This window comes from Marinobacterium sp. xm-g-48, from assembly GCF_013282925.1.
In the GTDB taxonomy this organism is placed as follows: domain Bacteria; phylum Pseudomonadota; class Gammaproteobacteria; order Pseudomonadales; family Balneatricaceae; genus Marinobacterium_E.
Genome location: NZ_WBYQ01000004.1, coordinates 51433 through 72371 on the forward strand (window position 1 = coordinate 51433; position 20939 = coordinate 72371).

Consider the following 20939-nt stretch of genomic DNA (forward strand, 5'->3'; position numbering starts at 1 on the left):
TTAAAGTGAGAGTGATTGCAACGACCCTTTTGCTATTGGCTGGTATCGGCCAAGCCGTGGCTGACGATGAGGCGGTCAAGCTAGCGGTTGCCCCTGAACTGATCAGTGAAGAGAGTCTCTACACTGTTGAAGTGGTTATTTTCAAACAGGCTGAAGCCGACAAAGAGAGCGAAACCTGGCCTGCCGACTTAGAAAGTATTGAATTCACCAACGCTGAGCTTCCTCTCGTCAATGATGGCGAACCCTTAGCCCTGAATGAAGAGTTGCCAATAACCACCTTTGCATTGACTGAACAAGCCAATCGATTGGCGCAAAAAGGGTATGAGCTGCTCTACCACAATAGCTGGCTGGATCAGTTTAAACCTGGCGCTAACCGCACCACTCTGTTATTGGATGCATTTGGAAACTTCGAAGGTACATTACGCATTGAGCGTCAGCGTTATCTGCATATCTACCCATCGATCAACTACTACCCTAACGGTTTAAGCTTGACCGACGAGCCCGCTGAAACGATCCGTTTTGAGGAGTCACGTCGCATGCGATCGAAGGATCTGCACTACATCGATCACCCCGTTCTGGGAATGCTGGTACTCTTTAGACCGGTCGAAGCGGTTGAGATGGAGGTCACCGATCTGGTGACCTCAACAGAGACAGCAAACACCGTAAACTAGTTCGACGGCGCCTCATTCGGGGCAATATGAATCGTAGAGGTTGGGAAAGCGATCTCTGCGCCACGCGCTTCAACCAGATTGATAATCTTAACCAGTACATCCTGCTTAACCGAGTGGAACTCCACCCAGTTAACCGTTTTGGTAAAGGTGTAGACCATGATATCGATTGATGAGGCACCAAAGTGGTTCAGGTTTACGATCAGAGTTTGGCTCTGATCGATGTCAGCATGGCTCTGCAACATCGATTTAATATCTGCAACAATCTGCTCAACCACAGCCGCATCGTCATAACGAACACCAATGGTTTCATAGATACGACGGTTGGTCATACGCGATGGATTCTCAACGGCAATACTGGCGAAGGTTGAGTTAGGGACGTAGAGCGGTCGTTTATCAAAGGTGCGAATTCGGGTTAAGCGCCAGCCGATCTCTTCAACTGTACCCTCAATCTCTTTGTCGGGGGAGCGAATCCAATCCCCCACTTTGAAGGGGCGATCCATGTAGATCATCAACCCACCGAAGAAGTTAGCCAGTAGGTCCTTTGCGGCAAAACCGACAGCCAAACCACCAACACCACCGAACGCTAGTATGCCTGAGACACTGACGCCCAAATGTTGAAGCAGCACCAAACCCGCAAACAGAAGGACGGTTAATCGCAGTAGTTTTGCGACCGCATCAGCGGTGGTTCGATCAACACCAGGACGACCAGAAACGCCATCCACTAACTGCTGCTCAACCCGCTTAATTAGACGGATCAACGTCCATGCCGCTAACAGAATATACGCTAGTGAGCGCAAAGATTGCGTCAGAACTAGGTCTATCTCGTCCAGTGCTCGAGCGGCAATATCGAGTGAGAGCGTAATACCCACCACCCAGACTAGAAGACTTAAAGGGGCACGCACGGTATCAATGAATACCTGATTCCAAACGGACGAGAGATTGTTGATAAAGGGAATCAGTCGATTCAACAAAGTATTGCTGACTAGAGAGACGATCAGTGTCATCAACAGAATCACAGCGCCTTGTAGCAACCACTGATATTGATTCAAGGCAGGAATAGCATTTAACAGTGGGTTAAGCACCCAACTCAACAATTCAGTCACTTAAAAACTCCAATAAACAATCAGTTAGACCAACTCTTTCGCCATCGTTCTTACGCGAGCCAATCGTTCAGAATCACTCGGGCGCTTAGGTCTAGCACGCATTCTTACAATTCGATCAGAACCAGTGTGCCCAAGGTTGGTTAGGTGCTGCAACACCTCTTGCGCACGCTCGGGTGCGTTGCAGACAAGCACCATGTCACAGCCAGCTGCCAGCGCGGCGTCGGCTCTATCAGAATAACTGCCAGTCTCTGCTGCCCCCTCCATAGAGAGATCATCACTGAAGATCACGCCATCAAAACTTAATCGCTCACGCAGTTGGCGTTGCAACCAAAACTCTGAGAAGCCTGCGGGCTGTGAGCAGACACTGGTGTATTTAATATGGGCCGGCATGACCGCATCCAAGCCGCGTTTAATCAACTTGGCAAAGGGCTGTAGGTCTTGAGCATCTATCTCAGCAAAACTGCGCTGATCTTCTGGAAGACCCAAATGTGAATCCACCTCCACCCAGCCATGCCCTGGAAAGTGCTTACCCGTGGTCGCCATGCCCGCTTCATGCATGCCTGACATGAAGGCTCCCGCCAGTGCTTCAACCTGTTCGCTATCGCTGCCAAACGAACGGTCGCCGATCACCTCTGAGTGGCCGTAATCGAGATCTAACACAGGGGCGAATGAGATATCGATGTCATAGTCGCGCAACTCTGTCGCCATCAACCAGCCAAACTCATGAGCCCAAGCGACCGCTTTGCTAGGGTTCTCTTGCCAAGCTTCACTGAATACTCGCATTGGTGGCAGTCGGGTGAAGCCCTCTTTAAATCGCTGCACACGACCACCCTCTTGGTCGACCGCCACTAACAGGTCAGGACGGACCTGACGGATCGACGTCATGAGCTGTCGAAGTTGTGCAGGGTTTTGGTAGTTACGAGCAAATAGAATCAACCCTCCCACTTGGGGAGACTTGAGCGTCTCAACCTCAGCGGGCGTTAACTCAGTCCCAGCAATATCCAGCATTAGGGCGCCACTGCTCATTACTCTCTCCAATTAAGCCGTAATATTTACGATCATGTTGTTGTTGACCTGATCAAATAGTTCAATCAGATCCTGGTTTCTCATTCGGATGCAGCCGTGTGATTTAGGCACCCCCATCGGCTCACTGTCAGGTGTGCCATGGATGTATATGAAACGACTTAGTGTATCGACCTGACCACCACGATTGAAGCCGGACTCCATACCCTGTAGCCAGATGATTCGTGTCAAAATCCAATCTCGTTCTGGGTACTGCTTGGCTAGCGTTTCTGAATAGATTTCACCGGTTGATCGACGACCAACAAAGACACTGTTGGTCGGTGCAGATTCGCCAATTTTAAGCTTTACTTTGTGCTGCCCAAGCGGTGTACAGCCTGACCCTTTAATATTCCCCGGCCCGTTTAAAGCCGTTGAGACGCTCCAACTCTGCTCACCTGAATCAGTAAGTAACCTTAAGGTTTGATCAGCAATGGAGATCTCAATACGACTCATCAGCGCGCCCAGAAACGGCTCTGTGTCAGGCTCGACCACGCTTTACCAGCAACGCCAGTGACAGCAGAGATACCAAAGTGTTCGAGGCGCTCTTGTAGGCTCTGCTTCACCTGATAGCTCACTTTGTAGATATCAGCGTCATCGGCGGCATTAACCAGATAGTCATCACTGGTCTCTATCTGATCAATAAGACCATTGGCAATGGCGCGACGACCAAACCAGACTTCACCCGTCGCCACTTTCTCAATGTCTAAATCCGAGCGGTAGTCAGAGACAAACTCTTTGAAAAGAGCGTGCGTATCTTCTAGCTCTTCAACAAACTTTTCACGCCCCTTTTCGGTGTTCTCGCCAAACATCGTTAGAGTTCGCTTGTAATCACCCGCCGTTAGGACTTCGTAATCGATGTCATTCTTCTTAAGAAGGCGATGGAAATTGGGAATCTGTGCAACCACACCAATGGAACCGATCAGTGCAAAGGGAGCTGCGATAATCTTATTGGCGATACAAGCCATCATATAACCACCGCTGGCAGCCACTTTATCGACACACACCGTCAGTGGAATCTGCTTACGACGAATGCGCTCGAGTTGTGATGCAGCCAAGCCATAGCCATGCACTAGACCGCCAGGGCTCTCTAGACGAACAACCACTTCGTCGACCTCTCTTGCCAACGTCAGAACCGCTGTGATCTCTTGGCGCATCTTGTCGACTTCAGAGGCTTGGATGTCGCCATCAAAATCGATGACATAGATTCGTTTTCGATCCTCTTCTGCTTGAGCATCGGACTTGGCCGCCTTTTTACGGGCCTTAGCCTCCTCTTTATCCTGCTTCTTTTGCGCTTTATGCATCTGTTTGAGGCGATGCTCATCCAATATGTGGTCTTCTAACGTCTCTTTTAGCTCGGTGAAGTGATCATTCAGCGACTCGACTTCAATCTCTCCGTCGTTAGGCTTACGACGTTTTTGAGCCGCCGCTGCAATCATCGCAAGCACGAGCCCAATCGCAACCACCCAAGTGACCGTTTTAGCCAAGAAAAGACCGTATTCAGAAAAAAATTCGACCACTGATTACCTCGTAAGAAAGTCGATTAACAGAGAGGGGTAGGTTAACATAGCCACTTCTAATGAGCGCTAGGTTTTTATGTCTTCAAACGTCACCCTCACGCAGGTTTTCAACAAGCTGCAAGATCGATTCAATTCTGAAAACGCCAAAGGTCTGAATAAGACGTTTCAGTTCTCGTTGAATGATGCAGATTCATTCTACCTAACGATCGAGGATTCAAAGCTAGACGCCAACTGGGGTGAGCACTCCGATCCAAACATCACACTGATCATGGATGAAGCGACATTCATTGGTGTTATACAGGGTGAGATCGATGGCATGAGTGCTTTCATGAAAGGTCTTCTGCGCGCCGAGGGTGATGTCATGCTCGCCACCAAGCTAGGCAAACTTTTTAGGCACTGATACCCAGCTATAGCTGCAAATCAACTTTGACGTGCAACCCAGTCGTCGATCAACGCTCTTGAGATAGCGAATTTGGGTGGCAGCACCACAGTGTGCAGCTCTTCCTTGGTAAACCAACGCCCTTCTAATATCTCACGACCATCAGGTTTAATGTCGCCACCGGCATACTGAGCAAAAAACGCCAACATCAACGAGTCAGGAAATGGCCACTGCTGGCTTTTGAAGTAACGAATGTTGCTAATTTCAACACCCACCTCCTCTTTGACCTCTCGTGCTACCGCCTGCTCAGCCGTCTCACCGGCATCAATAAATCCAGCTAAAGTACTGAATCGATTAGGTGTGAACTTAGCGTTATGGGCCAACAAGATTCGATCCCCGTCCTCAACGAGAGTGATGATACAGGGAGAGAGTCTCGGGTAAGCGTGATGCCCACAGTCCGTACATTTCAAGACCATCTCGGTTAAACCAAACGCCATACCCCCACCACAGCGACCACAAAACTGATGATTCACTCGCCAATTCAATAACTGCTGAGCTCTGGAGAGCAACTGATACTGGAATGGATCAGACCGTTCAAGTTCAGCTCGAAGATCCACCACTTTGGCACTGCCAGGTACCTCAGACATTCTGACCAACTCATAGCCCGGTAACACAGGGTAACGTTCGATCTCATACTCGCTGTCAAAGGATAGGGAGAGATCAATACGATCCAACACAACCCCTAGTTTTGGGTCAGCCAAGATCAGACGATTTTGATGGGCAATTAAGTATTTCAAGAAGACTCCCTAAAAACGGCAATGCTTATTTGTAATAGTTATATAAAACTAAAGTATTAAAACCGCAGTTTCCAAACTAAAGGAATAACCTTATAATCTTTGCGCTTTTTTGCTTTTGGGCAAATTAAAATAACTGTAAGGACCCTACATGAATCAATCAACCATGTCGGCAATTACCCGAAACTTTTTGGGCAACTCGCCAATTTGGTACAAGCAAGCAATCCTTTTCTTCCTTGTAGCCAATCCTATCCTACTTTTAACAGCTGGCCCTGTCGTAACAGGCTGGTTGCTAATCTTCGAATTCATTTTCACACTGGCGATGGCGCTTAAATGTTACCCACTTCAGCCGGGAGGTTTGATTGCGATTGAAGCGGTCGTGATCGGCTTAACCGATCCACATAACGTATACCACGAGATCAACGCCAACTTAGAAGTCATCCTACTGTTGATGTTCATGGTTGCTGGTATCTACTTCATGAAGGACCTTCTTCTATGGGTCTTCACTAAGATACTGGTTAAGGTTCGCTCTAAGACAACAATCTCTCTCCTTTTCTCTATCTCTGCGGCCTTCCTATCAGCCTTCCTAGACGCTTTGACAGTGACTGCTGTATTGATCAGTGTCGGTGTCGGTTTCTACTCGGTCTACCACAAGGTCGCTTCGGGCAAAAATAACGACTCGGCACACGACCATACGTCTGACCATGACGTTCATGAAGAGCGTCGCCAAGACCTAGAAAACTTCCGTGGTTTCTTAAGAAGTCTCTTGATGCACGGTGCTGTGGGTACAGCACTAGGCGGCGTCTGTACGCTAGTCGGTGAGCCACAAAACCTGTTGATTGCCCAGAAAGCTGAGTGGACCTTTATTGAGTTCTTCGTACGCATGGCACCGATCACTATGCCTGTACTGGCGGTTGGCCTTCTAACCGTTGTAGTACTAGAGAAGACCGGCACCTTCGGTTACGGCGCTAAATTGCCTGAGAACGTTCGCCAAATTCTGGTTGATTACGATAAAGATCAATCGGCTAAGATGACCAAGAAACAACGCGTTAGCCTAATCGTTCAGGCTGCAGTGGCAGTATTCCTAGTCATTGGTCTAGCCTTCCACTTGGCCCCAGTGGGCATGATCGGTTTGACCGTAATCATTCTATTGACCGCCTTTAACGGCATCACAGAAGAGCATCAGATCGGTAAAGCCTTTGAAGAGGCACTCCCTTTCACCGCGCTGCTGGTTGTCTTCTTTACAGTGGTATCAGTGATTCACGATCAGCACCTGTTCCAGCCGATCATTCACATGGCACTTTCACTAGAGCCAAGTCAACAGCCGTCTGTCTTCTTCATTGCAAACGGTGTGCTATCGGCAATCTCGGATAACGTATTTGTTGCGACGGTCTACATTAATGAGATTCTAGCGGCATTGAACGCAGGTGATATCACTCGTGAACAGTTTGACCACCTAGCCGTTGCTGTGAATACCGGTACCAACATCCCATCAGTAGCGACTCCGAACGGTCAGGCAGCGTTCCTATTCCTGCTAACTTCAGCGATTGCACCGCTGATTCGCCTCTCGTACGGTACGATGGTGTGGATGGCACTGCCTTACACGATTACGATGTCGGTAACAGGTCTACTTGCAGTCATTTATGCACTCTAAGATCTGACTTGAAGAAAAGCCTGCCCTGCTCACGCTCGGCAGGTTTTTTTCTTTAAAACTTCCCTCAGTCTTCTGAAGACTATTGGCCGAGTAATGAGATGTGCAATAATATCGTTTTAATTCTCTCATTAAGCAGTTGATATGACAGACCTACCCGCAAAAATCGCTTATCAGGGTGTTCCTGGAGCCTACTCTCACCTCTCTTGTACCCGTGTCCACCCAGAATTAGAGGCCCACGCTTGTGAGAGCTTTGCTGATGCCATGTTTATGGTTGAACGTGGTGAGGCGCGTTTAGCGATGATCCCACTTGAGAACAGCACTGCCGGTCGTGTCGAAGAGATCTACCGCTTAATGCCTAAGACTCAACTGCACATCATTGCCGAGCACTTTGAACCGGTTAATCACTGCCTACTCGCTATTCCAGGCACTAAAGTTGAGCAGCTAAAACGTGTTTGGTCACACCCCCAGGCGCTGGCACAGTGTGATGGCAACATTCGAGCACTCGGACTTGAACCTATCGCGGCACTTGATACGGCAGGCTCTGCGTCGGATCTTTCAGAGAATCCAGATCCAGAGCTGGGTGCTATCGCCTCATCTCTTGCTGCAGAACTCTATGGCTTAGATATCGTCAAAGAGGGTTTTAGAGACGTCGAAGGTAATACCACTCGCTTCCTAATATTGGCACGTGACAGTAAGGTGCCGGAATACGATGCTGACAAAGAGTTCATGACCTCGATCCTGTTCACCGCTCGAAATATCCCAGCGTCGCTGTATAAAGCACTGGGTGGTTTTGCCACTAATGGCCTGAACATTCTTAAGCTAGAAAGTTACATGGCTTCGGATACGATGCAGGTCACCAGCTTCCACCTAGATGTAGCCTCGCACCCTCAAGAGCCAGCCATGCAGCTAGCCCTACAAGAGCTTCATTTCTTTGCTAAAGAGGTTCGCGTCATGGGCACCTATGCCGCACACCCATTCAGAAAGAGCAATCTAATTATCGAAGAGTAGCCTTATTCCGCACCGCAGCATACAGGATTGAGTCTTATAAATAAGTTGACTTAAAAATCAGCTTTTACATATTGTGCACCGCACAAATAAGACTTATATTTAATACATGCCTAATGGATTAGGTAACGAACAAATCCCTTGTGTTCGTTTTCTTCATTTTTCATCGATTGAAGATTCCTTTTTAGCCCCGCAGTGCGGGGCTTTTTTATTCCCAGTGACTGGCTTCGGAATATTTTTGTGGTTTGCCCTACGGGCAATTCACTCCTACAGTAGGACTCCGTTGCGGGCTTATCGCGAAGTCCTATTGTAGGAGGGAATTCAGCTCAGCTGAAACCCCGATCGATTTCAACAGCGGATGACAGGCTGAAGGCCTGTCACCGAAAAGATCGCCACATCTTCGATATGGCTCCAACAGAAAAATCACTCTGCCTCAAAAAAGAAATCGACAGGGTAACTCTCGCCATCCTGTTCGGTAATGATCAAGCGAGCCTTCCAGACCATTAACCCCGTCGTGCAGACTGAAAGCTCGGTGACTCCCGACCAACTCTCACCATTGAATTTAATCGGTGTCTGGTTGATACCCATATACTCAGTGGTCCCTTGCAGATCGAGCCAGGCACTCGCAGGCTGCTGCCCATCGACTGTAAAGCTGAATGTCAGAGGCACTAGAGATTTTGCTGGCTTTGGATTCATGCTGAGGCTTAGCACCCTGCTCTTCTCGTTACCTGAAGGGAGCTCAATTAGGCAGGTCTCCAAATTAACATCGCAATCCGTTGTTATGGGATATCGCTCTAAAAAGCCACTCAACACCGATTGCAAAAGATAGACACTGACGCCCAGCGGCAGAATGATTAACAACGCCGTCAGGAGTGGCTTAATACGCTGCATTGAAACTAGTTTCCAACGTTAGCGGCATCGATATCCGCTTGCATCTCTTCTAGAATCCAGTCACGGAAGGCCATCATTGCAGGCGTTAGTCCATGATTCTTGCGGTAGACCAGATAGAAAGCGTTATGGCTATCCAAACTGATATCAAAGGGCGCGATTAAGCGACCACTCTCTAGCTCTCTGCCCAACAGAGCAGTATCTGCCAGTGCTATACCGATCCCTTCTGATGCCGCCGATACCGCCAACGAGGTGCTGGAGAAGGAGATGGTTTTGTTTATCTCAGTGATGGAGATCCCCTGTTCTTGGAGCAGCTTTGTCCACTCATGACTACGACCTGAGACATTAATCAAAGTGTGGTTTAGCATGTCTTTGGGTGTGTTGAGTGGATCTTTACCCTCAAGGAGTTTGGGACTCATGACGGGTGTCAGAAAGATATTACGCATCATATGCGACTCGATGCCTTTCCAATGGCCAGTACCATAATAGACAGCCATATCAGTCTCGGAGTTATCAAAGTCGATGTACTCAATAGAAGATTCAACTCGAAGCTCAACTTCAGGAAAGCGCTCTTGAAAACGCGTGATGCGTGGTACCAACCAACGTGTTAAGAAGGCTGGCGCGATGCTCACCTTCACCACGTTGGTATTAGGCGCTGCAACCAATCTGCGTGTCGCCTGCTCCAGTTCGTCTAAGGCTATCTGCACCGAGGGTAAATAACGCTCCCCTGCAGCCGTCAACGAAATGGTTCGCTTCTCACGTTTAAAAAGCTCAACACCTAAAAACTCTTCAAGTGACTTCAACTGATGGCTAACCGCCGATGGCGTGACACAAAGCTCTTCACTGGCGCGGTTAAAGCTACCATGGCGGGCAGCAGCATCGAACACACGAAGAGCATTAAGTGGTGGTAAGCGTCGCATAGAAGATTCCTGTAAGTGAATTTAACTCAACAATAAATCAAAAAAGGATCGTTTGTCGAGAGGCTTATACACCTTTAGTATGATCACAAATTGAACAGCGAAACGAATTAGAGGAAATGAACATGCCTTACACATACGCAACTGTAGATCTAGAAGCAGCAATCAAAGAAGCTCAAGCACTTCGCAGCCAAGCACTGGCTGAGTTGGTTGACACTACAAGCAAACGTCTAAGCCGTGTTTTTGTTAGCGAACTTCGCACAACTCGTGAATCAGCGCTAGCACGTCTAACTCAGGCTGCTTAAGCCTCCAAAGCATATTGCTCTTTGGCCGGTCAGACTCAGCTCTGATCGGCCTGTTTTCTCTCTCGGGCGACTCGCTCACTCATCTTGATCAACACTCGGCTTACTGCAACATTTGCGAACGCAGCCGTGACTGAAGTAACTGCTCCTAAGCCTCCAGAACAGTCTAAACGCACATCACTCTCACCAAAGTTTTTTGTTGCACAGACAGATCCATCCAACTGTGGATACCTAGCCTGCTCCTGCGAGAAGACACACTCGACACCAAATCGTTTACCGCTTCGACTGAACCCGAAATGGCGTTTCAATATTGAACGAACCTTAGCGGCCAGCGCATCGTGCTGAGTTTTACTTAGATCAGCTACTTCGATTTTAAGCGGATCAATGAGCCCACCAGCCCCGCCGGTAGTAACGATCGGAATCTTGCGGCGACGGCAGTACGCAATCATTGCTGCTTTAACACCGGCACTATCAATGGCATCGACGACATAATCAATCGGCTCAACCAACAGGTCGGCAAGATTATCTTGCGTCGCAAAACACTCATGCTCGTGAATAATTAAATCGGGATTAATCTCGCGCGCACGATCCGCCATCACCTGAACTTTTGAGGCACCTAAATTTGAGCTAACCGCATGCATCTGGCGATTCGTGTTTGAGACACAAATTTCATCTAGATCAATGAGGCTAAGCTCACCGATACCACTCCGGGCAAGCGCCTCTACCACCCAGGAGCCAACGCCACCTAAACCGACAACGGCAACATGAGCCTTGTGAAACTTTTCGAGTGAATCAGTGCCATAGAGGCGCCCAATACCTGCGAATCGATCAAGGTAATCAGAATTCATCGTCTGTAATCTCAGTCAGAACAACCTCTCCACACATCTGGCATTTCCCTTCCAGAAAGATAATACCGTGCAGTTCGTACTCAACAGGATCACTCATACCCAGATCCACTTTCTGACAATGGTCGCACCAGGTATGCAGTAGCAGCTCTTCACGATCCTCTTTGCTGCGCAGTGTAAAATCTCTAATGACTCGATCATCACTCATAACTTTTGTCTCATTAATTCTGGTTCTTAAGCCAATGTTCTGGCCAATAGTTGCCATTTTCAAGTTGCTTCAGCTTGTCGATAAAAGTGTTTTTGTTGAACCACTCACCTTCTAGAGGGGCTGACTCTATCTGAAAAGCCTCTTTTTGGTACTGAAATGCGATACGCCAAGCATGCAGGTAGGTACGATCAGAGGGCTGGCCATATCGCTGGTCACCGAGTATTGCCGCACCTTCACTTTTCAGGGCGACTCGAATCTGGTGCGTCTTACCGGTTTTAGGTCGACAGACGAAGAGACGTAAACCCGGCTCAATAGAGAGTGAAAAGAAGTCAGTAATAGCAGGGTTAGACTGAGTTTTGAGCAGCTTATAACTTCCATTGCGAGCTGCTGCCATATCACCTTTGATGCGACCCTGCTTTCGTTTCGGCTTCGATTGGCTTAGGGCGAGATAAGTTTTTTGAATCGACTGTTCACTGAACAGGTTTGATAGCTGCGCGGCTGCTTCGGCATGTTTAGCGAACAGAAGCACGCCCGATGTCACCTTATCTAACCGGTGCACCATCCAAAGCTTTAACCCAAACTGTTGTTCAGCAAGCAATTGAAGACCCAACTCTCCTGACTCAGAGTGCATCCCAACGCCTATCGGCTTGTAGATGGCCATAAAATCGGGGTGATCAAAAAGGCGTTGCAGCGTCACAGCCAACCCAACACCTGTTTAGCAAAGGGGATGGTCAGTTTTCGTTGCGCCTGCAATGAGGCTCGATCCAACTGATCAAGGTATTCATACTGTTTCGAAAGATCTCGCTCACCATGATTCAGTAGATACTGTGCAACCTCATCAGCCAACACCAAACCTCTTGCTGCGGCCTCCTGCTGAATCGCTTCTCGCTTCTGCTCATCCGAGAGAGCCTCCAGCTTAAAAGTCAGCCCCCAAGCCAAGCGTGAACGAAGGTCTGGAAGCTCTATTTGACTATTTGCGGGCGAATCCATACCACTGATCAACAATGAGTGGCCAATGTCTCGAATGCGATTGAATAGATGAAAAAGCGCCTCTTGCCAAGCTGAATCACCAATCACAGAGTCAACATCATCCAAACAGACCAACTGAAAAGATTCTAACCCTTCTAGCATCTCTATCGACAGTTCATCGGTTTGACTCAGTGGTAGATAGATCGCCGAAATACCGAGAAGCTCTGCCTCGTTACAGACTGCCTGAAGAAGATAACTCTTACCGGTATTCTCGCGACCGTATAGATAGACAAAGGACTCTTGAGACTGATTCTCTTGTATATTAATCAAACCCTTTAACGCTGGTATTAATGCACTCTGTTGGGACTGTACAAAACGAGATAGCTTAGCGTCACTGCGAAGCTGAACACCTAAAGGGAGTTGCTGAGGAGTATTCTGTGATGAGAGGGACATCAGACTGAGGGTTCATCCTGATCAACTGCGTGATGGTAAAGCGAACTCTGTTTATAGCCACTGTGAAGATGTGACAATAACACGCGAATAATAGCCGCCACCGGCAGCGCCAACAACACACCAATGAAGCCAAACAGCTGACCACCCGCCATAATCGCAAAAATGACCGTAACCGGATGAAGACCGATCTGATCACCGACGAGTTTCGGGGTCAGGACCATACCTTCCAGCAGTTGGCCGACCATAAAGACCGCTGCTACACCCAGAAGAATGGTCGGATCTTGGAACTGAACATAGGCCGCAACCGAAGAGGAGAGAATGCCAATGATCACGCCAAGGTAAGGAACGATACTCGCCAACCCTGCAATCAATCCTAACAGCAGAGCAAGATCTACCCCGAGAAGTGCCAGGCCTATCGCATAGATAACACCCAACACCAGCATGACCACTAACTGCCCTTTCATGAAAGCACCGAGGACAAAATCACACTCTTTTGCCCAGATAGAGACCTTAGGTTCTAGATTTCTTGGCAACAACTCAGCGATGTTTGCGACCATCGTGTCCCAATCTCTCAACAGATAGAAAGTGACGACTGGAATCAATACCAGATTGGCTAACCAAGCAGCGATAGCCAATCCAGACTGTGTAATAGAGGATATAAGAGCGGTCGCGATTGAACCGGTACTCTGCCAGTGTTGAGCCAACACGGCTGTAATTTGAGCCAGATCCGGTTTAGCAATGGACAGACCTAAGTTAGCTTCAATCAGAGGGATCAACTCGTTGTTAACCAGTTCGATAACTACTGGAATTCGCTGAGCGACAATCTGAATTTGATGTGACAACTGTGGTATCAGCAGCAGTAATGCACCCACCAGAACCAAGGCTAAGGAGGTAAATACAACAATGACGGCCGGGGTTCGACCCATGCCTTTTGCCTCTAATCGATCAGCAATAGGGTCTGATATGTATGCCAATAGAGCACCCGCAACAAAGGGACTTAATACCGGTGCCAATAGATATAGAAGGATTGTGATAACAATTAGAACTGAGAGAATAAACCAACGCTGCTGCATTATTCGATCACTTCTTCAATTGATGGAGTGATTTCTGCCTCAGGCACAAGAGTAGCATCACTATCAGTAGACAAAGGCTCTAATAAGGCTTCAAGGGTTGCTGGCTCTTCCAGCTGAAAGGGTTTGTACTGGTAAGCATCAATACCCGTCTCCTCTAACCAAGATTGCTCAACCAATAGAGCACTCAGTTCGGCAAGCCCGAGATCAGAACCCACCACTAAACGGATTTCAACGTCGTTCATCTGTGACACATACAAAAATTTAACACCCTCTGTCTCACGTAGTTTACCTGTCACTCGTAACAGTGAAGAGAGATCATCCAGACCTGTCACGCTGATCTCATGACCAGTGTGTTGATAGTTACTGGAAACAATCGCAGAGCTCTGTGTGGGTAAAACGGGCGCAGCGGTTTCAACAGCCGAGATAACCGGAGGCGCAACCTGATCTACCTGAGCCGTTGGAGCCTCAACCCTTTCCGGTTTAATCGATTCTACGTCTGCGGTGTTAGCATTGGGCTGCTCGACTATTTCATCAGCGGTGGAGCGCTCATCAATGGCCGGACCCGCCTCTAAATCCAGTTGCATTTTTAGCCAACTCACACCCAAGGCAAGCCCATCGCTGGTCACGGAAGTACGAAGATTTTGACCTACACCCTCTTTAATAAATCGCCAATTGATACCACCCTCGTTCAATTGCACGAGCACTGCAGCACCATTTCCGGTGCCGGCCGCACTGCGTTGAAGTGTTTCATCAATGGCTTTGCCCTGAACCAGTTGAGGGTAGAAGAGTGGCCCGACGCCAAATTCACTGGGCAGTGCGACTGAGATAGATTCAGATCGACCTTTTTCGACCAAGAATTGCACCCAACGAGCACTCTCCTGCTCAGCTTTAACCGGCGATTCGCGCCCATCAACTGGCCACAATAGTAGATCTTTAGCCACCGCACTCACTGAGCAAGTCAGTAGAGCTGAAGCTAGAGCTAGAACCTTGATTTTCATTAAATGGCGAGACATCAAAAAACCTAAGAAAAAATCATCGCTAAATTTGCTAAGAACTGTAACACACAATAGCTCAGCGGTGCGCAAACTGATAGAATTCACAACCTATTAAATTCGCTTTCACCCCTGAGGTTAAACACAGATGTCTAGCAATACCAATACCCCTTCAATCAGCTACAAAGATGCTGGAGTCGATATCGATGCAGGTAACGCCCTTGTCGAGAAAATAAAAGGTGTTGCTAAACGCACAGCCCGTCCAGAAGTGATGGGTGGTTTGGGTGGCTTTGGTGCTCTGTGTGAAATCCCGGAGGGTTACCGCCAGCCAGTACTGGTCTCCGGCACCGACGGTGTCGGTACTAAACTGAAGTTGGCCATGGATCTTGGCCGTCATGACACCATCGGTATCGACTTGGTGGCTATGTGTGTTAATGACCTAGTCGTTGCTGGTGCAGAGCCTCTATTCTTCCTTGACTACTACGCAACAGGCAAACTGAATGTCGATATGGCAGCAGACGTTGTATCCGGTATTGGTAAAGGGTGTGAACTGGCCGGTGCCGCACTGGTTGGTGGTGAAACAGCCGAAATGCCAGGCATGTACGAAGGCGACGATTACGATCTAGCCGGCTTCTGTACTGGCGTTGTCGAGAAATCAGAGATCATTGATGGTACTAAAGTACAAGCTGGTGACGCTCTAATCGCACTGGGTTCATCGGGTCCTCACTCAAACGGTTACTCACTGATTCGTAAAATTCTTGAAGTGTCTAACGCTGACCTAAACCAACCAATGGGTAAGGGTACGCTCGCAGATGCACTGATGGAACCTACTCGCATCTACGTTAAATCGGTTCTTGAGCTGATCTCGAAGGTACAGGTTAACGCTCTGTCTCACATCACCGGCGGTGGCCTTCTAGAGAACATCCCACGCGTACTTCCTGAGAGCGCAAAAGCGGTGATCGATACCAATAGCTGGGAGATTCCAGAAGTATTCCGTTGGATTCAAGCCGGCGGCAACGTTGATCAAACAGAGATGTACCGCACCCTAAACTGTGGCGTTGGCATGGTGATCTGTGTTCCTGGCAGCGAAGCTGATAAGGCCATTGAGATCCTATCAGCCGCTGGCGAAGAGGCTTGGTTGATCGGCTCTATCGCAAACGCTGCCGCGGGCGACGAGCAAGTTGAGCTGGCAGGTATGAGCCACTAACGATGAAGAACATTGTAGTTCTAATCTCAGGGTCGGGATCGAATCTACAAGCCATCATAGATGCTACTGCCAACGACCAGCATTGCCGAGTTGTTGGCGTTCTCTCAAACAGAGAGAGTGCCTATGGTTTAGAGCGCGCTAAAAAAGCCGGTATAGAGACAGCTGTGGTTGATCATACCCATTTCGATTCACGCCTTGCGTTTGATAGTGCACTGATGGAGCAGATCGATGCATGGCAAGCGGACCTCGTGGTATTAGCTGGCTTCATGCGGATCTTGACCGACGAATTTGTTCAGCACTTCAGCGGTCGACTTCTTAACATCCACCCCTCTCTTCTGCCTAAATATAAAGGCACCAACACCCATCAGAGAGCATTGGAGGCTGGCGATACAGAGCATGGCTGTACTGTGCACTTTGTCTCAGAAGAGCTGGACGGCGGAGCTGCCATCATTCAGGCTGCTACCTACATCGAGCAAGGCGACACTGTTGATTCATTGATCCAAAAAGTGCATCAGCTAGAGCATAAAATCTACCCACTTGCAGTCTCTTGGTTTGCCTCTGAACGCATCACTCTAGAGAACAACCGAGTCTTTCTAGACGGATCACCTTTGGGTGAAACAGGCTACCTTTACCGAGTGTAAATGAGGATTAATGGGAAGATGAGAAGTTGGGTAGCACTGTTATCGATACTTCTTATCGGCCCATCCTTTGCTCAACCTACCCCTTTTAAAGCCTCTTACAGTGCCAACATCGATCTTTTAATTGATGTTCCGGTGACTGCGACACGAGAGCTCGTTAAAACCTCCACAGGAACCTGGCGATTTACCAACAGAGCCTCAGCGTTTATGGCCAAGCAGAGCGAAACCAGCGAGCTCAAATTCAGTCATGGTGAGTGGTCACCGCTCTTATACAACTACGAGCGCAGTCTGTTTGGTCGCTCACGCTCTATCTCAGTTGACTTTGATGAGGCTGGAGGCCGAATTACGACACTGGTCAATGGGGACCCCTGGAATCAACCTTGGGAGAGTGCAGTTCAAGATAGGCTCAGTTACCAGCTTCAACTCAGAGAAGATTTAAAGTCAGGGCGGCAACAACTTGACTATAGAATCGCTGATGGTGGGCAGATCAAGAGCTATCAGTTTAATCGGCTTGGCGAGGAGTTACTGAAAACCCCTGCAGGAACTTTTCTATGTGAAAAATTGCAACTGGTTAGGGCCGGCCAACAGCATACGACTCTTATCTGGATGGCAAAAGAGCTCGACTACCTCACCATACGTTTAATCCGAATCGATGCAGACGGCAAAGAGCACCTTCTTAACTTAAAATCCGTGGAATTTTATGATTGATTTAAAGACCCTATCCGATCAACTGTTAGAGCTTGAAACCGTCTCACTGGACAACCCTGATCAGCTGTTTGCGATCTCCTATATCAGGGGGCATATCGATCTACTTCATAGCCAAGATGCAAAACTGAATCTAGCTCAATTGATCACTGAGATTACCGAATCATTCAAGGTCGACAAGATGTCAGCAACCGATCAATCACTTGTTTTAGAGCTGTTGAATTCATTTTAATTCTTAGACTCTACACCTTCGAATAAATCCCCTTTACATCCCCCGTCGTAATTGACAATTCGCAAATTAAGAGTAGGATACTTACCTTAAGCTATAAGCATATAACTAAAGTCTAGACAGACCGTTAATTGCACCTTAAAAGCTAGATGGAGCATCCAATGCAGCCTATCGTTAAAACCTTCTTTGATGAACCCACCTTTACCTTCAGCCACGTTGTTTCAGACTCTGAAACGAAAGAGTGTGCAATTATCGATTCCGTTCTCGATTTCGATTACGCGTCAGGTAAAACTGATCGAGTATCAGCCGATCAAATCATCACCTACATAAAAGAAGAGGGACTGCAGACCAAATGGATTCTTGAAACTCACGTTCATGCCGATCACCTATCTGCAGCACCCTATTTAAAGGATCAACTGGGCGGCACCTTAGCCATTGGTGATCACATCACTGTAGTACAAGATGTTTTCGGCAAAGCGTTTAATGCCGGTACAGAATTCGAACGTGATGGCAGCCAGTTTGATCATCTATTCAAAGATGATGAGTCATTTAATATCGGCTCAATCGCTGCAAAAGCGATCCACACACCCGGACACACCCCTGCTTGTATGAGCTATTTAATCGGTGACGCTCTGTTTGTGGGTGACACCTTATTCATGCCTGACTACGGAACCGCGCGTTGCGATTTTCCTGGGGGCGATGCAACAACCCTCTACCAGTCGATTCAGAAGCTATTCACCCTACCGGATGAGACCCGTGTCTTTATGTGTCATGACTACAAGGCACCTGGTCGTGATGAGTACCAATTTGAAACCACCATCGGTGAAGAGCGTCAGCACAATATTCACGTTAGCGTAGAGCATGATCAGGCTGACTTTATACAAATGCGTGAATCACGTGATGCAACACTTGATATGCCTCGCCTGATTCTGCCATCGGTTCAAGTCAATATGCGTGCTGGTCATCTGCCACCCGCTGAAGAGAACGGTCAGCGCTACCTAAAAATTCCGGTAGACCTTTTCTAATTAAGGAAACATTTCATGGATGTAAGAAAACTCACAGATTCAATCAGCGTGTCACCTCAAGTAGCGATTGAAGATATTAAAGCCATTGCTGAAGCAGGCTTTAAAACCGTTATTTGCAACCGACCAAACGGCGAGAGCGAGGATCAACCCGATCTAGCACTGATTGAAATGGAGTGTCAGAAGCTGGGGTTAACCTACGTCTCTCAGCCCGTTATCTCTGGCAACATCAGCGACCAAGATGTTGAGGCATTTGATCAGTTCTTAGCCTCCGCGCAAACCCCGATCTTCGCTTTTTGTCGCACCGGTACTCGCTGCACCATGCTATGGGGCATGGCAGAAGGGTCAAGACAGGAGGCACAAGCGATTATCGATACCGCCGCTAATGCTGGGTATGACCTTAACGGAATTAAAGCGCGAATCGAGGCACGTCAGAAGTAAAGCAGCGTTTTCTGCTTTTCAGGATTAATACTTTGAAGAACTATTTCCCGATTTTAGACTGGGCAAAATCGTACAATAAACTGTCGCTGACCAATGATCTTATCGCGGCAGTGATTGTAACGATCATGTTGATTCCGCAATCACTGGCCTATGCTCTGCTTGCTGGATTACCGCCAGAGGTGGGGCTATATGCAAGTATATTGCCACTGATCGCTTACGCTATTTTCGGAACCAGCCGTACCTTAGCCGTTGGTCCAGTTGCGGTTGTCTCCCTGATGACCGCGACCGCTTTAGGCAGCCTCGGACTTGCCAACACCACCGATTATATTGCTGCTGCCGGTGCTTTGGCGCTCATTTCGGGCACCCTGCTAATACTGATGGGCTTTTTCAAATTGGGCGCGATGGCCAATCTGCTCAGCCACCCGGTGATATCCGGCTTTATTACCGCCTCTGGACTGATCATCGCCGCCAGTCAGCTAAAACACATTCTTGGCATCAACGCGTCTGGCCACAACCTATATGACATTCTCTCTTCAATCATCATTCACCTAGAAGACACCAACATCCCGACTCTGATTATCGGCGTCTCTGCGACAGCCTTCTTGTTCTGGACCCGTAAGAGCTTAAAGCCACTTCTGCTTAAAACCGGGATGAACTCAAAACTGGCTGATGTCATTGCCAAAGCGGGACCTGTTTTGGCTGTAGCCGCCACAGCCTTTGCGACCTACTACTACCGCCTAGAGCTTGAGGGGGTCAAAGTCGTTGGTATCGTTCCAACAGGACTACCCGAGTTTGCACTGCCACATTTTGATGCAGAACTTTGGCAACAACTGCTCATTTCAGCCATGCTGATCAGTATTGTCGGTTTTGTTGAGTCAGTCTCTGTTGCACAAACACTGGCAGCAAAGCGTCGTCAAAGAATTGATCCCAGCCAAGAGTTGATTGGCCTAGGCGCATCCAACGTAGGTTCAGCGGTATCTGGCGGCTTCCCAGTGACAGGTGGATTCTCTCGCTCCGTTGTCAACTTTGATGCCGGCGCAGAGACACCGGCAGCGGGCGCATTCACAGCAGTGGGTATTGCAGTCGCTACCCTCTTCCTAACACCGCTTCTATTCTTCTTACCCAAAGCGACACTGGCCGCAACCATTATTGTTGCCGTTCTGTCATTGGTCGACCTCGGCGCCCTAAAACGCACTTGGAGCTACTCGAAGCCTGACTTCATGGCAATGCTGGCAACCATACTGCTGACGCTGTTAGTCGGTGTAGAAGCAGGCATCATCGCCGGTGTGACCTTATCGATCGCACTGTTTCTGCAGCGCACGAGTAAGCCACACGATGCGATTGTCGGCCGAATTCCCGGTACAGAGCACTTCCGTAACGTCGATCGTTTTGAGGTGGAGTACGATGAGAAGATCATCACACTGCGTATCGACATGAGCCTCTACTTCGTTAACGCGCGTTATTTAGAAGACCGTGTTTATGACCTGATTGCCCAACAAAAAGGGGTCCAGCACTTTGTTCTGATGTGCCCAGCCGTCAACCTGATTGATGCGTCAGCCCTAGAGTCCCTTGAGGCGATTAACCAGCGACTCAAAGACTTTGGCGTCTGCTTCCACCTGTCAGAGGTAAAAGGCCCGGTAATGGATCAGCTTAAGAAGAGTCATTTCCTAAACGAACTGACTGGCCAAGTATTCCTCAGCCAATACCAAGCCTGGTGCACTCTTCATAACGAGTCCGATACGCGCATGAGCAAATGCGCCAAAGCGGCTTTGACTAACTAAATGGTGACAGGCCTTCAGCCTGTCATCGGCTTTATCATGCGGCAGTGATCCGATTCACCCCCCTCAACCTATACCTCTGCATCA

At 48.5% G+C, this 20939-nt stretch carries 25 protein-coding genes; 12 read left to right on the top strand and 13 right to left on the bottom strand.

What is annotated here, in order from left to right:
* Positions 1–5: 5 nt before the first annotated feature.
* Positions 6–671 carry a CsiV family protein gene (locus XMG48_RS07930; RefSeq protein ID WP_173481526.1) on the top strand — a complete coding sequence of 222 codons (666 nt, stop codon included), beginning with the start codon at positions 6–8 and terminating at the stop codon, positions 669–671.
* On the opposite strand, the gene XMG48_RS07935 is transcribed toward XMG48_RS07930, so the two are convergent.
* From XMG48_RS07935 to sohB, 4 genes are read right to left on the bottom strand one after another with little or no spacing between them, the layout of a single operon-like run.
* Positions 668–1774 (bottom strand): mechanosensitive ion channel family protein, encoded by a 1107-nt coding sequence (locus XMG48_RS07935; RefSeq protein WP_371731441.1) that lies wholly within the window; start codon positions 1772–1774, stop codon positions 668–670. The genes XMG48_RS07930 and XMG48_RS07935 overlap by 4 nt on opposite strands.
* A 24-nt stretch (positions 1775–1798) precedes the next feature.
* Positions 1799–2800 (bottom strand): beta-N-acetylhexosaminidase, encoded by a 1002-nt coding sequence (nagZ, locus tag XMG48_RS07940; RefSeq protein ID WP_173481527.1) that lies wholly within the window; start codon positions 2798–2800, stop codon positions 1799–1801.
* 12 nt (positions 2801–2812) lie between these two features.
* A complete protein-coding gene (locus tag XMG48_RS07945) occupies positions 2813–3289 on the bottom strand; it encodes a L,D-transpeptidase (RefSeq protein WP_173481528.1) in 477 nt (158 codons plus the stop codon).
* On the bottom strand, positions 3289–4353 hold the full coding sequence (gene sohB, locus XMG48_RS07950) for a protease SohB (RefSeq protein WP_173481529.1): 1065 nt from the start codon (positions 4351–4353) through the stop codon (positions 3289–3291). The genes XMG48_RS07945 and sohB overlap by 1 nt, the downstream gene beginning before the upstream one ends.
* Positions 4354–4429: 76 nt before the next feature.
* Between sohB and XMG48_RS07955 the strand changes: the two genes are divergently transcribed.
* Complete coding sequence (locus XMG48_RS07955; protein WP_173481530.1) at positions 4430–4753, top strand: SCP2 sterol-binding domain-containing protein; 324 nt, start codon at positions 4430–4432, stop codon at positions 4751–4753.
* 20 nt (positions 4754–4773) lie between these two features.
* On the opposite strand, the gene nudC is transcribed toward XMG48_RS07955, so the two are convergent.
* On the bottom strand, positions 4774–5529 hold the full coding sequence (gene nudC, locus XMG48_RS07960; RefSeq protein ID WP_173481531.1) for an NAD(+) diphosphatase: 756 nt from the start codon (positions 5527–5529) through the stop codon (positions 4774–4776).
* Between the two features lie 148 nt (positions 5530–5677).
* On the opposite strand from nudC, the gene nhaB reads away from it, so the two are divergent.
* Both nhaB and XMG48_RS07970 read left to right on the top strand, forming a co-directional pair.
* A complete protein-coding gene (nhaB, locus tag XMG48_RS07965; protein ID WP_173481532.1) occupies positions 5678–7180 on the top strand; it encodes a sodium/proton antiporter NhaB in 1503 nt (500 codons plus the stop codon).
* 141 nt (positions 7181–7321) lie between these two features.
* On the top strand, positions 7322–8188 hold the full coding sequence (locus XMG48_RS07970) for a prephenate dehydratase (protein WP_173481533.1): 867 nt from the start codon (positions 7322–7324) through the stop codon (positions 8186–8188).
* Between the two features lie 420 nt (positions 8189–8608).
* Here XMG48_RS07970 and XMG48_RS07975 read toward each other — a convergent pair whose 3' ends face one another.
* On the bottom strand, positions 8609–9076 hold the full coding sequence (locus tag XMG48_RS07975) for a hypothetical protein (protein ID WP_173481534.1): 468 nt from the start codon (positions 9074–9076) through the stop codon (positions 8609–8611).
* A gap of 5 nt (positions 9077–9081) precedes the next feature.
* Positions 9082–9993: a transcriptional regulator GcvA gene (gcvA, locus tag XMG48_RS07980; RefSeq protein WP_173481535.1), complete on the bottom strand. Its 912-nt coding sequence runs from the start codon at positions 9991–9993 to the stop codon at positions 9082–9084.
* Between the two features lie 122 nt (positions 9994–10115).
* On the opposite strand from gcvA, the gene XMG48_RS07985 reads away from it, so the two are divergent.
* Complete coding sequence (locus XMG48_RS07985) at positions 10116–10295, top strand: RSP_7527 family protein (RefSeq protein ID WP_173481536.1); 180 nt, start codon at positions 10116–10118, stop codon at positions 10293–10295.
* A 35-nt stretch (positions 10296–10330) separates the two neighbouring features.
* Here XMG48_RS07985 and tcdA read toward each other — a convergent pair whose 3' ends face one another.
* From tcdA to XMG48_RS08015, 6 genes are read right to left on the bottom strand one after another with little or no spacing between them, the layout of a single operon-like run.
* Entirely contained in the window at positions 10331–11140 is an 810-nt protein-coding gene (tcdA, locus tag XMG48_RS07990) for a tRNA cyclic N6-threonylcarbamoyladenosine(37) synthase TcdA (RefSeq protein WP_173481537.1), read from the bottom strand.
* Positions 11130–11345, bottom strand: a complete 216-nt coding sequence (locus XMG48_RS07995; RefSeq protein WP_173481538.1) for a hypothetical protein — start codon at positions 11343–11345, stop codon at positions 11130–11132. Before XMG48_RS07995 ends, tcdA begins: the two co-directional genes overlap by 11 nt.
* 13 nt (positions 11346–11358) lie before the next feature.
* Entirely contained in the window at positions 11359–12042 is a 684-nt protein-coding gene (locus tag XMG48_RS08000; protein WP_173481539.1) for a TIGR01621 family pseudouridine synthase, read from the bottom strand.
* A complete protein-coding gene (gene hda, locus XMG48_RS08005; RefSeq protein ID WP_173481540.1) occupies positions 12039–12767 on the bottom strand; it encodes a DnaA regulatory inactivator Hda in 729 nt (242 codons plus the stop codon). The genes XMG48_RS08000 and hda overlap by 4 nt, the downstream gene beginning before the upstream one ends.
* The gene (locus XMG48_RS08010) at positions 12767–13840 is read right to left on the bottom strand and encodes an AI-2E family transporter (protein WP_173481541.1); all 1074 of its coding nucleotides are present in this window, start codon (positions 13838–13840) and stop codon (positions 12767–12769) included. The genes hda and XMG48_RS08010 overlap by 1 nt, the downstream gene beginning before the upstream one ends.
* Positions 13840–14853: a hypothetical protein gene (locus XMG48_RS08015; RefSeq protein ID WP_173481542.1), complete on the bottom strand. Its 1014-nt coding sequence runs from the start codon at positions 14851–14853 to the stop codon at positions 13840–13842. The genes XMG48_RS08010 and XMG48_RS08015 overlap by 1 nt, the downstream gene beginning before the upstream one ends.
* Before the next feature lie 127 nt (positions 14854–14980).
* On the opposite strand from XMG48_RS08015, the gene purM reads away from it, so the two are divergent.
* The 7 genes from purM (at position 14981) to XMG48_RS08050 (ending at position 20855) form a co-directional block, all read left to right on the top strand.
* A complete protein-coding gene (purM, locus tag XMG48_RS08020) occupies positions 14981–16039 on the top strand; it encodes a phosphoribosylformylglycinamidine cyclo-ligase (RefSeq protein WP_173481543.1) in 1059 nt (352 codons plus the stop codon).
* Positions 16040–16041: 2 nt separating this feature from the next.
* Positions 16042–16680, top strand: coding sequence for a phosphoribosylglycinamide formyltransferase (gene purN, locus XMG48_RS08025; RefSeq protein ID WP_173481544.1), 639 nt, complete (start codon positions 16042–16044; stop codon positions 16678–16680).
* 18 nt (positions 16681–16698) lie between these two features.
* Positions 16699–17385, top strand: coding sequence for a DUF3108 domain-containing protein (locus XMG48_RS08030; RefSeq protein WP_173481545.1), 687 nt, complete (start codon positions 16699–16701; stop codon positions 17383–17385).
* Positions 17378–17614, top strand: a complete 237-nt coding sequence (locus XMG48_RS08035; protein ID WP_173481546.1) for a YfcL family protein — start codon at positions 17378–17380, stop codon at positions 17612–17614. The genes XMG48_RS08030 and XMG48_RS08035 overlap by 8 nt, the downstream gene beginning before the upstream one ends.
* A gap of 158 nt (positions 17615–17772) precedes the next feature.
* On the top strand, positions 17773–18636 hold the full coding sequence (locus XMG48_RS08040; RefSeq protein WP_173481547.1) for an MBL fold metallo-hydrolase: 864 nt from the start codon (positions 17773–17775) through the stop codon (positions 18634–18636).
* Positions 18637–18651: 15 nt separating this feature from the next.
* Positions 18652–19074 carry a TIGR01244 family sulfur transferase gene (locus XMG48_RS08045; protein ID WP_173481548.1) on the top strand — a complete coding sequence of 141 codons (423 nt, stop codon included), beginning with the start codon at positions 18652–18654 and terminating at the stop codon, positions 19072–19074.
* 23 nt (positions 19075–19097) lie between these two features.
* Entirely contained in the window at positions 19098–20855 is a 1758-nt protein-coding gene (locus XMG48_RS08050) for a sulfate permease (RefSeq protein WP_173481655.1), read from the top strand.
* The last annotated feature ends 84 nt before the right edge of the window (positions 20856–20939 follow it).

What these genes read in the sequence shown, in the direction of transcription:
- XMG48_RS07945 (WP_173481528.1), bottom strand. Translation starts at nt 3,289, where the DNA reads ATGAGTCGTATTGAGATCTCCATTGCTGATCAAACCTTAAGGTTACTT.
- XMG48_RS08015 (WP_173481542.1), bottom strand. Translation starts at nt 14,853, where the DNA reads ATGTCTCGCCATTTAATGAAAATCAAGGTTCTAGCTCTAGCTTCAGCT.
- nhaB (WP_173481532.1), top strand. Translation starts at nt 5,678, where the DNA reads ATGAATCAATCAACCATGTCGGCAATTACCCGAAACTTTTTGGGCAAC.
- purM (WP_173481543.1), top strand. Translation starts at nt 14,981, where the DNA reads ATGTCTAGCAATACCAATACCCCTTCAATCAGCTACAAAGATGCTGGA.
- XMG48_RS07995 (WP_173481538.1), bottom strand. Translation starts at nt 11,345, where the DNA reads ATGAGTGATGATCGAGTCATTAGAGATTTTACACTGCGCAGCAAAGAG.
- nagZ (WP_173481527.1), bottom strand. Translation starts at nt 2,800, where the DNA reads ATGAGCAGTGGCGCCCTAATGCTGGATATTGCTGGGACTGAGTTAACG.
- XMG48_RS08040 (WP_173481547.1), top strand. Translation starts at nt 17,773, where the DNA reads ATGCAGCCTATCGTTAAAACCTTCTTTGATGAACCCACCTTTACCTTC.
- gcvA (WP_173481535.1), bottom strand. Translation starts at nt 9,993, where the DNA reads ATGCGACGCTTACCACCACTTAATGCTCTTCGTGTGTTCGATGCTGCT.
- tcdA (WP_173481537.1), bottom strand. Translation starts at nt 11,140, where the DNA reads ATGAATTCTGATTACCTTGATCGATTCGCAGGTATTGGGCGCCTCTAT.
- purN (WP_173481544.1), top strand. Translation starts at nt 16,042, where the DNA reads ATGAAGAACATTGTAGTTCTAATCTCAGGGTCGGGATCGAATCTACAA.
- XMG48_RS07985 (WP_173481536.1), top strand. Translation starts at nt 10,116, where the DNA reads ATGCCTTACACATACGCAACTGTAGATCTAGAAGCAGCAATCAAAGAA.
- XMG48_RS07970 (WP_173481533.1), top strand. Translation starts at nt 7,322, where the DNA reads ATGACAGACCTACCCGCAAAAATCGCTTATCAGGGTGTTCCTGGAGCC.
- XMG48_RS08035 (WP_173481546.1), top strand. Translation starts at nt 17,378, where the DNA reads ATGATTGATTTAAAGACCCTATCCGATCAACTGTTAGAGCTTGAAACC.
- hda (WP_173481540.1), bottom strand. Translation starts at nt 12,767, where the DNA reads ATGTCCCTCTCATCACAGAATACTCCTCAGCAACTCCCTTTAGGTGTT.
- XMG48_RS08010 (WP_173481541.1), bottom strand. Translation starts at nt 13,840, where the DNA reads ATGCAGCAGCGTTGGTTTATTCTCTCAGTTCTAATTGTTATCACAATC.
- XMG48_RS08045 (WP_173481548.1), top strand. Translation starts at nt 18,652, where the DNA reads ATGGATGTAAGAAAACTCACAGATTCAATCAGCGTGTCACCTCAAGTA.
- XMG48_RS08030 (WP_173481545.1), top strand. Translation starts at nt 16,699, where the DNA reads ATGAGAAGTTGGGTAGCACTGTTATCGATACTTCTTATCGGCCCATCC.
- XMG48_RS07955 (WP_173481530.1), top strand. Translation starts at nt 4,430, where the DNA reads ATGTCTTCAAACGTCACCCTCACGCAGGTTTTCAACAAGCTGCAAGAT.
- XMG48_RS07975 (WP_173481534.1), bottom strand. Translation starts at nt 9,076, where the DNA reads ATGCAGCGTATTAAGCCACTCCTGACGGCGTTGTTAATCATTCTGCCG.